The organism is Bradyrhizobium sp. B124 (assembly GCF_038967635.1).
Classification (GTDB): domain Bacteria; phylum Pseudomonadota; class Alphaproteobacteria; order Rhizobiales; family Xanthobacteraceae; genus Bradyrhizobium.
Genome location: NZ_CP152413.1, coordinates 6,484,563 through 6,497,576 on the forward strand (window position 1 = coordinate 6,484,563; position 13,014 = coordinate 6,497,576).

Here is a 13,014-nt window from a genome sequence, read left to right on the forward strand (position 1 = left end):
ATGTCCGTGAAGATCAAGCGTTCCGTCTATGCCGACATGTTCGGGCCGACCACCGGCGACAAGGTGCGGCTGGCCGACACCGATTTGATCATCGAGGTCGAGAAGGACCTCACCACCTATGGCGAGGAGGTGAAGTTCGGCGGCGGCAAGGTGATCCGCGACGGCATGGGGCAGTCGCAGGTGACCAACGCGCAGGGCGCGGCCGACACCGTCATCACCAATGCGCTGATCGTCGATCACTGGGGCATCGTGAAGGCCGACGTCGCGATCAAGGAGGGCATGATCGCCGCGATCGGCAAGGCCGGCAATCCGGACATCCAGCCCAATGTGACCATCATCATCGGGCCCGGCACCGACGTGATCGCGGGCGAGGGCAAGATCCTCACCGCGGGCGGATTCGACAGCCACATCCACTTCATCTGCCCGCAGCAGATCGAGCACGCGCTGATGAGTGGCGTCACCTCGATGTTAGGCGGCGGCACCGGCCCGTCGCACGGCACCTTCGCGACCACCTGCACGCCCGGCCCGTGGCACATGGGGCGGATGATCCAGTCGTTCGACGCCTTTCCGGTGAACCTCGGTATTTCCGGCAAGGGCAACGCCTCGCGCCCGGCGGCGCTGGTCGAAATGATCAAGGGCGGCGCCTGCGCGCTGAAGCTGCACGAGGACTGGGGCACCACGCCGTCGGCGATCGACACCTGCCTCTCAGTGGCTGACGATTACGACGTCCAGGTGATGCTGCATTCGGACACGCTGAACGAATCCGGCTTCGTCGAAGACACGGTCAAGGCGTTCAAGGGCCGCACCATCCATGCCTTCCACACCGAGGGCGCCGGCGGCGGCCACGCCCCCGACATTATCAAGATCGCCGGTCTGAAGAACGTGCTGCCGTCCTCGACCAATCCGACCCGGCCGTTCACGCGCAACACCATCGACGAGCATTTGGACATGCTGATGGTGTGCCATCACCTCGATCCGTCGATCGCCGAGGACTTAGCCTTTGCCGAAAGCCGCATCCGCAAGGAGACCATCGCGGCCGAGGACATCCTGCACGATCTCGGCGCGCTCTCGATGATGTCGTCGGACTCGCAGGCGATGGGCCGGCTTGGCGAGGTGATCATCCGCACCTGGCAGACCGCCGACAAGATGAAGAAGCAGCGCGGAGCGCTGCCGCAGGACAAGGGCAACGACAACGACAATTTCCGCGTCAGGCGCTACATCGCCAAATACACCATCAACCCGGCGATCGCGCATGGCGTGTCGAAGCTGATCGGTTCGGTGGAGAAGGGCAAGATGGCCGATCTGGTGCTGTGGTCGCCGGCGTTCTTCGGCGTCAAGCCGGACTGCATCATCAAGGGCGGCTCGATCGTGGCGGCGCCGATGGGCGATCCCAACGCATCGATCCCGACGCCGCAGCCGGTGCATTACCGGCCGATGTTCGCCGCCTTTGGCAAGGCGCTGACCGCGTCCTCGGTCGTGTTCACCTCGAAGGCTGCGGTCACCGGCGGTCTCGCCCGCAAGCTCGGGATCGGCAAGAAGCTCTACGCGGTGCAGAACACCCGCGGAAAGATCTCCAAGAAGAGCATGATCCACAACGATGCGACCCCGAAGATCGAGGTCGATCCGGAGACCTATGAGGTACGTGCAGACGGCGAACTCCTGACCTGCGCGCCGGCCGAGGTGCTGCCCATGGCACAGCGCTACTTTATGTTCTAAAACCACTCCCGGTAACTGGAGCGTTTTCGAGCGAAGTGGATTTCCGGTTCGCGGAAAGAAAACGCGTCAAGACAAGACCCAAGCCAGAACAGAAAACCGGGAGGAATTTCCGTGATTTACGTCGTTGCCACACTGACCATCAAGCCCGAGACCCGCGCCGAATTCATCGCTGCGGCGACGGCCTGCATCAAGGAAACCCGCAAGGAGCCCGGCAACATCGCCTACGACTTGCACGAGAGCGTCACCGACCACAGCAAGATGGTGTTCGTCGAGCAGTGGGAGAACGCCGAGGCGCTGGTGCCGCATCGCACCGCCGAGCACATGAAGACGTTCGGCCGCGTTGCGGTGAAGTGCATGGCCGCGCCGCCGAAGATCGAGGTGATCACGCCCGAGAAGGTCGACGTCCGCTAACAAGAACAAGAACGGGAGAAACACCATGATCTATGTCATCGCCACCACGCCGATGAAGCCCGAGAACAAGGACGACTTCATCAGGGGACACAAGGCGTGCATCGCCGAGACCCACAAGGAGAAGGGCTGCCTCTCCTACGAGGGCCATGTCAGCGTCAATGATCCCAATCTGTATGTGGTGGTCGAGCGCTGGGAAACCCGCGACGACCTGACCGCGCACAGCAAGGCGCCGCACATGAAGGTGTGGCGCGAATATTCCGCCGAAATGAAGACGGGCCCGACGGTGATCGAGATCATCAGCGACGCCAAGGTTCAGAAGCTCTGAGGCAAACGATGATCCGCGCAACCAAAGTCCTGGGACAGCATCGCTGGACAGAAGCGGCAGCCGACACCGTCGTGCTCGATTTCGACGACCGGCACCGGCGGCGAATGGCAATGACCGGGACGCGCGGGCTCGAATTCCTGCTCGATCTCGAAAACGCCGTCGCGCTGCGCGGCGGCGACGCAATGGTGCTGGAGGACGGCCGCCTCATCGAGGTGGTCGCTGCTCCAGAGCCGCTCGCGGAAATCCGCGGCAGCGATCCGCATCATCTGATCCGGGTCGCCTGGCATCTTGGCAATCGCCATCTCCCGACGCAGATCATGCCGAAGGGCCTGCGCATTCGCAGGGATCACGTGATCGAGGCGATGGTGAAGGGGTTAGGGGCCCGTGTCATCGAGATCGAGGCGCCGTTCGATCCCGAAGGGGGCGCCTATGCCGAGCATGCGCATGCCGACGATCACGCGCATGGTCACACCGGGCACGATCATGCCCATGGCGACGCGCACGATCATGGTCACGACCACGGTGATGGACAACACCATGACCATGGGCATGACCACGACCACCACCATCATCATGATGAGCATTGCGACCATGCCCATCATCACCACGACCACTCCCATGCTCATGACCACAAATGAGCCTGATCCCGCTGCGGTGCGCGGCGGGATGGCGGAGGACGAGGCGGCCGCGCTGTACCGGCTGATGACGTGGCTGTCGCCGTCCTTTCCGGTGGGGGCGTTCGCCTATTCCAGCGGCATCGAATGGGCGGTCGAGGCCGGCGACATCACCGATGCCGCGTCGCTGCGCGGCTGGCTCGCGGCGATGCTCACCGACGGCAGCGGCTTTTGCGACGCCGTGTTCCTTGCGCAGAGCCATCGCGCGGCGTCGGAGCCCGGCTACGCGGGATTGAAGGAGATCGCTGAGCTCGCGGCCGCCTTCGTGCCGTCGCGCGAGCGGCAGCTCGAGACCACGACGCAAGGGCGCGCCTTCATCGAGATCGCGCGCGCAGCCTGGAATTCGTCCGGCCTCGACGCGATGATCGCGGCCTGCGGCGGGCCGATCGTGTACCCGGTCGCGGTCGGTATCGTCAGCGCTGCGCATGGCATCCGGCTGGCGCCGTCGCTGCATGCCTTCCTGCATGCCGTGCTCTCGAACTGGATTTCCGCAGGCAGCCGGCTGATCCCGCTCGGCCAGACCGACAGCCAGCGCGTGCTGGCCGATCTCGAGCCGGTCGTTGCCGCGACCGCGGCGCGGGCCAACGCAGCCTCGCTCGACGATCTCGGCAGCGCGACCTTTCGGGCCGACCTCGCTAGTCTGCGTCATGAGACACAGTACACGAGGCTGTTCCGGTCATGATGCGCGCTCCGCTGTCGTCCCGGCGAAGGCCGGGACCCATAACCACTGGCCTTCGTGGTTATGCAAGACTGCGGCCCCAGCCTCGCGCAACAATTGAATTCGGTGGCAATGGGTCCCGGCCCCCGTGCGCAATCGCGCACTAGGCCGGGACGACGATAACGGAGAGAGCGCCTCATGCCTACTTCTCATGGCCCGTTGCGCGTCGGCGTCGGCGGTCCGGTCGGCTCCGGCAAGACCGCGCTGATGGATCTGCTCTGCAAGGCGATGCGTGAGCGCTACGACATCGCCGCGATCACCAACGACATCTACACCAAATGGGATGCCGAATTTCTGGTGCGCTCCGGCTCGCTGACGCCGGACCGCATCGCCGGCGTCGAGACCGGCGGCTGCCCGCACACCGCGATCCGCGAGGACGCCTCGATGAACCTCGCTGCGGTCGCCGACATGCGGGCGAAATTCCCCGATCTCGACCTGGTCCTGATCGAATCCGGCGGCGACAATCTGGCGGCGACCTTCTCGCCGGAATTGGCGGATCTGACGATCTACGTCATCGACGTCGCCGCCGGCGACAAGATCCCCTCCAAGGGCGGCCCCGGCATCACGCGGTCCGACCTTCTGGTGATCAACAAGATCGACCTCGCGCCCCATGTCGGCGCGTCGCTCGAGAAGATGGACACCGACGCCAGGCGGATGCGCGGCGAGCGGCCCTTCGTGATGACCAATCTGAAGAAGAGCGAGGGCCTCGACCGCATCATCAGCTTCATCGAGACCAAGGGTGGCCTTCGGTCGCAGGGTCCAGGCAAGACGGCCGCCCGTTAATCATTGTGGCGGACCGTGGTGCGCTTCACCGTCACCCTGAGGTGCGAGCGGAGCGAGCCTCGAAGGGTGAACGGCCCCACTGTCCGGGCCGTTCACCCTTCGAGACGCGCTTCGCGCTCCTCAGGGTGACGAACGACGAGAGGGGAGCGCACTCCGCCGCAAAAAAGCTGTGCAATCGCCGGAACAATTTCCAACTTTGACGATTAGCAACCTTTGGTGCCGCCAAAGACCGCCGGATGGCGTCGTCGTTAATGTTGCCGACCGGCTCCTGTTGCGTACCGATGATCGCTATTCCATATTCCTTTGCGGCTGGCGTTCATCGCACCCTGATTTGTCGCCGCCCCCGCAGAAGCCAGATGCCTACCGTCCCCTTTCGCCACCCCCTGATTGCCGAGTAAGCGTGTGGTTCGACTGGGCTTCATCGTTGCATTGATTGCGCTGATCGGAGTTCTGCTCTCCGGTCTTGCCGCCTATCGGGTGCACGATCAGGAGCTCGCAATCGACGGTATTGCGCTGGCGCGGGCGATCGACGTCCATGCCAGCCTGGTGCAGGACCGCCTGACCGAGCGCGAGCTGCTGGCGCGGGTGGCCTCTGGACTTTTCCGGACCCCGTCGATGGTGAAGGCCAACATGCTGCAGCCGCTGCGCTCGGCGATCTACGCCTTCAAGACCGATTTCGTCGTCGCCGCTTGGATCGCGCGGCTCAAGCCGAACGAGCTGACCGCGGCCGAGGCGGAGCTGAAGGCCGCCGGCTTCACCAATCCCTCGATCCGCGATTTCGACGACCAGGCGCTCGACATCAAGGCGCTCGACAAGCCAATCAACGTGCTGATGGATGTCGAGCCGCGCAATCCGGAAACCCTGAGCATCCCGGGCCGCGCCTTCGACCGCCACTCGGTGGTCGGTCCGATGCTGGCGCGGGCAATGGAGAACGCCAAGCCCGTGGCCTCGGACCCGGTGCCGCTGCTGCGGCAGAACGGCCCGGTCGGCGTCGTGCTCGCCGCGCCGGTGTTCCAGGAGGGTGGATCGGAGCCGGCCGGCTTCATCACCTTTTCCTACGAGCTGTCGTCGCTGATGCTGACCAACGACGATTCCTCGCTGTTCGCGGTGGCGTTGAAGGACCCGCGTGATTCCAATGACGAGTTCACCGCCAACGAGCAGGGCATCGTCACCTCGCGCGCGGTGCGCCAGGACGGCCCGCTGCCGTCGATGGTCCGCACGGTGACGTTCGGCGGCCGGGACTGGTCGCTCGACTATTACGCCAAAAGCAACGCCACGGTACGTGCGCAGCAGACCGCGACGATCGTCGCGGCGATCGGCCTCGCGCTGACCGGCATCGTCTGCGGCCTGTTCGGCTATGTCGCCTACAACAATTTGCGCCTTAGCCGCGAGATCGAGGTCCGGATCGGCTTCGAGCGCCGGCTGACTGCGGTCATCGACGAGCTCAACCATCGGGTCAAGAACATCCTCGCGGTGATCCAGTCGATCGTGACCCGCACGCTGCGGCACGGCGCCGACATCGACGTCGCGCGCGAACTGTTGATCGGGCGCATCCACGCGATGTCGAATGTCGTCACGCTGCTCAGCGAGAGCCAGTGGCAGGGCGTCAAGCTGAAGGGCCTGTTCGAATCGCGCGCGATTCCGCATGCCGACCGGATCGCGGTGAACGGTCCCGACATCACCGTCAGCGCCCGCGCCGCGCAATCGCTGTCGCTGTTGTTTTTCGAGCTCGCCTCGCACTCCGACGAAGGGCTGTCGCTGGTCGGCAAGCATCCGCACATCGTCGCCAACTGGGAAGTCGCCGGCGAGGATGCGGACTCGGTCTTCCATTTCCGCTGGGAGGAGTTCAACACCAGCCAGGCGACGCGGCGGGCCGACAGTGATTTCGGCCTGATCCTGCTCGACCGCGTCGCGCCGGAGGCGCTGGGCGGCGCCGCGAAGCGGTACTTCACCGACGTCTCCTATGTCTATGAGCTCACCGCGCCGATGGACACGGTGGTCGACATGACCGAGCGCGACCGCACCGAGCAGCTCTCCGCGCCGGTCCGTCCGGCGAAGAAGTAGAGCGCCCCACGAAGTAGATCGCCGTGGCCGCCTTAGGTTGAGTGGCTATGTTATTGCGCGGTTTGATCGAAACCAGGCGCGCCGAGCGACGCTCAAATGATCTGTGACGGAATCCGGCATCCGTAATAGACCGCAACCGAGCGTTAAAACTTCGTTGAACATGCTTGGGCATATACCGAGCAGGATACCGTCTGAGGACCCCGATGAGGCTTTGGGTCAGCCTGACCTTGCTCGCGGCAGTTTTGCCTGTCGGGCTGTCGCTTGCCTTGACCCCGGCGACGGCGCCGCGCGACCCTGCGACAATTCGTGCCAGCTATCGCCGGCCCGACGTGGTTCCCTTCCCGAGCAGCAATCCCTATTCGGAGGCGAAATCCGCGCTTGGGCAGATGCTGTTCTTCGATCCGCTGCTGTCGCGGTCCAAGACCCATTCCTGCGCGAGCTGCCACAAGCCGAGCCTGTCGTGGGCCGACGGCCTTCCGCGCGCCATCGGTGAGGATCCGAAAGGCTTGCCGATCCGTTCGCCGACGCTGATCGATGTGGCCTTCTTCGAGCCGCTGGGATGGGACGGCAAGTTCAAGGATCTCGAATCCGTTGCGTTCGGGCCGATTCTGAGCCCGATGAACCTCAACATGACCGAGCCGGAATTGACCGCGCGTCTCGCGGCGATCCCCGGCTATGTCGATGCATTCACCCACGCGTTCGGCGACGGCGCGATCACACGGCCGAGGATCGAGCAGTCGCTGGCGACCTTCGAGCGCTCCATCGTCGCAGGCGAAGCCCCGTTCGACCGCTGGATCAAGGGTGACGAGAGCGCGATCAGCGCAACGGCCCAGCGCGGCTTTGAGCTTTTCAACGGCAAGGGACGTTGTTCGTCCTGCCACAGCGGCCCATCCTTCTCCGACGGGTCCTTCCAGGATATCGGCACCGCCAAGGGCCACGACATCGGGCGCGGACGTTACTTTCCGACCTCGGCGAAGCTGAAATATGCGTTCAAGACCCCGACATTGCGCGACGTCGCGCGCCGTGCGCCCTACATGCACGACGGATCGGTCGCAACGCTGGAAGATGTCATCGAGCTCTACAACAAGGGCGGGATCGAGCGGCCGAGCCGGTCGCCCGACATCAAGCCGTTGTCTCTGACGGCGGGCGAGAAGAAGGACCTCATCGCCTTCCTGCAATCCCTGACCGCCACGGCCCCGCCGGTGGCGGGGATCCCGAAATTGCCGCGCTGAACGCAGCAGAGGGTTTGGAACGGGGGCTCGTCAGGCGAGGTGCGGTAGTGCGGCCCCAAGCAGGCCGAGGCCGACGATCAGGAACGCGCCCGCGCAGGTCTCGAGGGCCGCCGTGCGCGACGGGGACGATTTTGTCACATAGGCGAGGGCTGACCCCACCCCGATACTCACGACGCTCAACACTCCGAACATATAACCGGCCTCCCGATCCGATTTGTCCGGGTTTCACTACGACAGTTGAATTGAGCGCCCGTGCCGGAATTAGCTAAAATTCGATGGAACCGCCTGAAAAAGATGCAATGAGGGACGGGTTGGGGCCTGCCTGCCGCAATTAACCACAATGCAACCAGCGGATGTCCAGAGGCAGGCGCAAAGCGTAAAATTTGATATAAGTTAAACAAGTCCTTAAGCGTATGTGTGTGTGTGGGCGGTTGGTTCAATGTTTAATGGGCGGGAGCGAGATGCCGCGTCGGCTGTGCGCTCCTTTTTCGCCACGTGTCTTGCAGCGGTTTTGTTTTGCGTCGTAGCCGCGCGCAGTGCCGAGGCACATGTCAAATGGTTTTGCGCTTACGATGTCGCCGGTCAGCCCCGCGGACTCGAGAATGTCCTTTGCCTCGATTTTGAACTGCTGCTCGGTGTCGCCGTCTTCTGGCTGTTTGCGGGCTGCCTGATCGAGCCGACGTCGCTCGGCGATGCGACCATTCGCGTGCTGGACCGCATTACCGAGGCACTTCGGCTGCACACCGAACTGATGATGCGCGCGGTCTGCGCGTTCTTCTTCATCTCGATCTGGGCCGTGGGCGGGATCCTGCTGACCCCCGAGTTGAAGACGTCGTCACCGCTGGTGGGCGCGTTGCAGCTCGCCATCGCCGCCGGCATGCTGTCGCGGCGCACGCTGCCGCTGTCGGCCGTGGGGATGGCGATCCTGTTCGGCATCGGCGTTCGCGGTTACGGCGTCTTCCATCTCGCCGACTACCCGATTTTTCTTGGTGTTGCCGCCTATTTTGCGCTGATCGGGCTGAACAAGGATCTGTTCGGAATCCGGCCGATCGACGTGATGCGGTATGCCGCGGCCGTGACGCTGATGTGGGCCTCGATCGAAAAATGGGCCTATCCGGAATGGAGCTTTCCGCTCCTGATCGAGCATGCCGGGATGACCCTCGGCTTCGACAATGAGTTCTACATGCGCGCTGCGGGCATGGTGGAATTCACGCTCGCCTTTGCCCTGATCTGGACGCCGCTGATCCGGCGCTGCGCCGCCGCCGTGCTGGTTGGGATGTTCATCAGCGCGTGCTTCGAATTCGGCAAAATCGACACCATCGGACACTCGGCGATCATCGCCGTGCTGTTTGCGATTCTCGCCGACAACAAGGTGTTGCCGCGCGATCGTCGCGCGCCGTGGCTTGCCCCGGTCGCGCTCTGCGCCGCGCTGTCGCTGACGCTGTTCGTCTACTATTTCGGCCACGCCGCGATCTTCAAAACCTCGGTCCTGTAGATCGTTGATCCCCGAGGGGGGACTATTTGACGACGTGGACCGCGAGCTTCATCTTTGGATGAATGCCGCACAGCACGGTGTAGTCGCCGGGTACGGAAAATGTGACGTCGAACTTGCTGCCAGGCTGCTGGTCGCCCGAGTCGAAACTGAAGGTATCGGTGCTCAAATAAGCGTGATGCAGCAGTTCGCCGTCATCGTTAATGAATCGTAAAATCTCGCCGCGCTTGATTGATATCTCTGCGGGCTTGAATTCGCGATCCTTCTGCGAAATGACATAAGGCGCCGCACCCAGAGCGGCGCCGGCTAGCGCTCCCGTGACAATCGCGGCCACTAAAGGCACGCCTCCGGACCGGCCGAGGCGCAGGATGCGCAACAAGCCTGACTGCATGAGACCCCCGCTTGGAATTCCGACGCCGGCCAATCTAGCGTGCAAATGATGCGTCCCGCGTTTACCTGTAAGGGTGATTATCGCCAGCTGATCTTAACGATTTCAGCATGAGTTGCAGTCACTACTAAAGCAATTTTGAGCAGACAGTCATTTTTCCGCAAGCGCTGCGCGTTTCTGCGTAGCTTGAACAGCGAGCACTACGGCGAAACGCGGGTATGGATAGCCTATTGGGCAACCTCAAGGTAAAGAGCGGTGCAGCCTTTCGGCTCGCAACCGGCGGCCTGTCGCGTCTTGCCCTGACCACGGGTTCGATCCGTACCCAGATTCTGATTTTTTGCCTCGCGATGAGCGCCGTTGCCGTCGCGCTCGGCGGATACTCCATCCTTGGCATCCGCCATGCCGGCGATCTGGTGGCCAAGACGTTCGACGAATCCCTGATGTCGATCAATTACGCCCGCGCGGCCGGTGCGGACTTCGCCACAATGCGGGTCGCGTCGTCGCAGCGTCTGCTGACCACGGATCCGGAAATTCATGCCAGCCTCGACAGCCAGATTGAAAAGCTCGCCAAGACGCTCTCGGAAGACCTGACGATCGCCGCCGACCGCTCGCAGTCCTCGCGCGCCGCGCAAGCCGCGGCAAAGGTTCAGGAAGCCGCCGACGCCTGGATGGCGCTGCATCGCCGGGCGATCGGATCGTCGCTCGAGGGGAATTCGGCGGCTGATCCGCATGCATCGGGGACGACGGTCGGCGATGTCGATCGCTACTCCAAGATCGTCAGCCAGCAGGTCGAGCTCTTGGTCAACTACACCGCCGGCGACGGCTTTCTGTTCCGGCAAAAGGCGCTCTCGACGATCAAGCGGGATCTGCAGCTCAACGTCGCCGGGCTGACCGTCGCGCTGTTCCTGTCGGCGCTGTTCTCGTGGGTGTTGGCGCGCCGGATCATCGGGCCTGTCGCCATTGCATCGCGGGCCGCGCGGAGCATCGCCGGCGGCGACCTCGACGCGACCGTCCCCAAGGGCGGCACCGACGAACTCGGCACGCTGCTGACCGCCATGGAAACCATGCGCGACAACATCAGGCGGATGGTCGATCAGGAGGTCTCGCAACGCCGCTCCGCGCAGGCGCGGCTTTCCGATGCGCTCGAAACGTCGCACGAAGGCGTCGTGCTGCTCGATGCGGATGGCCAGATCGCGCTGGCCAATTCGCGCGCCAGCGAATTCATCCGTCTCTCGCCGCAGCTTCTGCGGTCGGATCGGCTCGATGCGCCCAGCCTGGCGCTGGCCGACAGTGACTTCGATGGTTTCGCGAGCGAGGCGCAGCTTTCCGACGGGCGCTGGCTGCGTGTCAGCCGCAGCGAGACGCAGGAGGGCGGCGTCGTTCTCGTCTACAGCGACATCTCCGCGCTGAAGCAGCAGAAGGCCGAGCTGCATGAAACCAATCTGCGGCTCGATGCGGCGCTCACGCACATGTCACAGGGGCTGTGCCTGTACAACAGCGAGGCGCGGCTGCAGGTCGCCAACCGCAGGTTCTGCGAGATCTTCGACATTTCGCCGGAGCTCGTCGTTCCCGGAATGACCATGGAGGACGTGCTCGGCCTCAGCGTCGCCGCCGACAATCATGGTGACCAGACCGTCGCCGACCTGCTGGCGGAACGCGAACGATCGATGGCCCAGCACGAGGGCAACTATCTGCAGCATCTCAGCGATGGACGGATCATTGCCATCGCGCAGCGGCCGACATCCGACGGCGGCTGGCTCGTCACCTGCGAGGATGTCACCGAACAGCAGCGGGCGGAGTCGCAGATCGCGTTCATGGCCCGGCACGATGCCTTGACCAGGCTGCCGAACCGGACGTTGCTGGCGGAACGGATCGAGCTGGCGGTCGCTCAGGTCGGCCGCGGATCCGGCTTCGCGGTGTTCTGCCTCGATCTCGATAATTTCAAGCAGGTCAACGATACGCTCGGGCATCCGGTCGGCGACGAACTGCTATGTGCGGTCGCCGACCGCCTCAACGCCTGCGTCCGCGAGGTCGACACCGTCGCGCGTTTGGGCGGCGACGAGTTCGCGGTCATTCAGTGTGGCGTCCAGGCCGGAGAGGAGGCCGAGCGCCTCGCTCGCCGCATCGTGGAATGCGTCGGCGCTCCGTACGAGCTGAACGGGCATCGTGTCGTGGTCGGATGCAGCGTCGGCATCTCGATGTCGCCGGTCGACGGCAGCACCGGAGAGAAGCTCCTGAAGAACGCCGACGTCGCTCTGTACCGCGCCAAGATGGAAGGCCGGGGTACCTGGCGCTTCTTCGAGCCCGCGATGGACGCCAGCCTGCAGCGGCGCCGGGCGATCGAGCTCGATCTCCGCGAGGCGATGGCCAAGGACGAGTTCTCGTTGTACTACCAGCCGCTTTACGATCTCCATCTCGACCGCATCTGCGGCTTCGAGGCGCTGCTGCGCTGGCATCACCCGAAGCGGGGAATGGTGGCGCCGGACCAGTTCATCCCGATCGCGGAAGAGATCGGCCTGATCGGCCCGTTGGGAGAATGGGTACTCAATCGCGCCTGCGAGCAGGCCGTCACCTGGCCTACCGAGATGAAGCTCGCGGTCAACGTCTCGGCGGTCCAGTTTCGCGATCCCGACTTCATCGACGTCGCCGTCAACGCGCTTACGGCGTCAAAATTGTCGCCGCGCCGGCTGGAGCTCGAAATCACCGAATCCGTCTTCCTCGCGAACAGCAGCGAGACGCTTGCAACGCTGCACAAGCTGAAGGCGCTGGGACTGCGCATCGCGCTGGACGATTTCGGCACCGGCTATTCGTCGCTGAGCTATCTGCGCAGTTTTCCGTTCGACAAGCTCAAGATCGACAAATCCTTCGTGCGCGACTTGACCGCGACGCATGGATCGAAATCGATCGTGCGCGCCGTCATCAGCCTTGGCAGAAGCCTCGGCATGACCACGATCGCGGAAGGCATCGAGACCGTCGAGCAGCTGGACCACATGCGGGCCGAGGGCTGCAACGAGGCCCAGGGCTTCCTGTTCAGTCATCCGGTCCCGGTGACCGAGATCGCGGGCAAGATCCTCGAATTGAGAAACGGCTTCAAGCCGACTGCCGTCAAGCAGGCGATGGCGGGCTAGGCTGTTACGCCGGGTGTCGCGAGGACGCGCGAAGCGACGGCCCGCGAGATCCCTTGCAAAAGAAAAGGCGGCCCGATCGGGGC

The 13,014-nt window shown here is 63.7% G+C and carries 12 protein-coding genes; 10 read left to right on the top strand and 2 right to left on the bottom strand.

Going from position 1 to position 13,014, the window contains the following annotated elements; genetic code table 11:
* The 8 genes from ureC to AAFG13_RS30810 all read left to right on the top strand — a co-directional run bounded on the left by ureC (position 1) and on the right by AAFG13_RS30810 (position 7,923).
* Complete coding sequence (gene ureC / locus AAFG13_RS30775; RefSeq protein ID WP_229168779.1) at positions 1–1,716, top strand: urease subunit alpha; 1,716 nt, start codon at positions 1–3, stop codon at positions 1,714–1,716.
* Between the two features lie 111 nt (positions 1,717–1,827).
* The gene (locus AAFG13_RS30780; RefSeq protein WP_024581875.1) at positions 1,828–2,127 is read left to right on the top strand and encodes a putative quinol monooxygenase; all 300 of its coding nucleotides are present in this window, start codon (positions 1,828–1,830) and stop codon (positions 2,125–2,127) included.
* 25 nt (positions 2,128–2,152) lie between these two features.
* Positions 2,153–2,452, top strand: a complete 300-nt coding sequence (locus AAFG13_RS30785; RefSeq protein ID WP_092118991.1) for a putative quinol monooxygenase — start codon at positions 2,153–2,155, stop codon at positions 2,450–2,452.
* Positions 2,453–2,460: 8 nt separating this feature from the next.
* Positions 2,461–3,090, top strand: coding sequence for an urease accessory protein UreE (locus AAFG13_RS30790; protein ID WP_212314224.1), 630 nt, complete (start codon positions 2,461–2,463; stop codon positions 3,088–3,090).
* Positions 3,071–3,808, top strand: coding sequence for an urease accessory protein UreF (locus AAFG13_RS30795; protein ID WP_342713432.1), 738 nt, complete (start codon positions 3,071–3,073; stop codon positions 3,806–3,808). The genes AAFG13_RS30790 and AAFG13_RS30795 overlap by 20 nt, the downstream gene beginning before the upstream one ends.
* 174 nt (positions 3,809–3,982) lie before the next feature.
* Positions 3,983–4,627 carry an urease accessory protein UreG gene (ureG, locus tag AAFG13_RS30800; RefSeq protein ID WP_342709137.1) on the top strand — a complete coding sequence of 215 codons (645 nt, stop codon included), beginning with the start codon at positions 3,983–3,985 and terminating at the stop codon, positions 4,625–4,627.
* Between the two features lie 402 nt (positions 4,628–5,029).
* Entirely contained in the window at positions 5,030–6,691 is a 1,662-nt protein-coding gene (locus AAFG13_RS30805; RefSeq protein WP_342709138.1) for an HWE histidine kinase domain-containing protein, read from the top strand.
* Positions 6,692–6,894: 203 nt separating this feature from the next.
* Positions 6,895–7,923 (top strand): cytochrome c peroxidase, encoded by a 1,029-nt coding sequence (locus AAFG13_RS30810; RefSeq protein WP_212314221.1) that lies wholly within the window; start codon positions 6,895–6,897, stop codon positions 7,921–7,923.
* A 30-nt stretch (positions 7,924–7,953) separates the two neighbouring features.
* On the opposite strand, the gene AAFG13_RS30815 is transcribed toward AAFG13_RS30810, so the two are convergent.
* Positions 7,954–8,082 (bottom strand): hypothetical protein, encoded by a 129-nt coding sequence (locus tag AAFG13_RS30815; protein WP_283815087.1) that lies wholly within the window; start codon positions 8,080–8,082, stop codon positions 7,954–7,956.
* Between the two features lie 352 nt (positions 8,083–8,434).
* Here AAFG13_RS30815 and AAFG13_RS30820 point away from each other — a divergent pair, with 352 nt between their 5' ends.
* Complete coding sequence (locus AAFG13_RS30820) at positions 8,435–9,418, top strand: hypothetical protein (protein WP_212314220.1); 984 nt, start codon at positions 8,435–8,437, stop codon at positions 9,416–9,418.
* A gap of 22 nt (positions 9,419–9,440) precedes the next feature.
* Here AAFG13_RS30820 and AAFG13_RS30825 read toward each other — a convergent pair whose 3' ends face one another.
* Positions 9,441–9,806 carry a methylamine utilization protein gene (locus AAFG13_RS30825; RefSeq protein ID WP_212314219.1) on the bottom strand — a complete coding sequence of 122 codons (366 nt, stop codon included), beginning with the start codon at positions 9,804–9,806 and terminating at the stop codon, positions 9,441–9,443.
* 215 nt (positions 9,807–10,021) lie between these two features.
* On the opposite strand from AAFG13_RS30825, the gene AAFG13_RS30830 reads away from it, so the two are divergent.
* Positions 10,022–12,931 carry an EAL domain-containing protein gene (locus AAFG13_RS30830; RefSeq protein WP_342709140.1) on the top strand — a complete coding sequence of 970 codons (2,910 nt, stop codon included), beginning with the start codon at positions 10,022–10,024 and terminating at the stop codon, positions 12,929–12,931.
* The last annotated feature ends 83 nt before the right edge of the window (positions 12,932–13,014 follow it).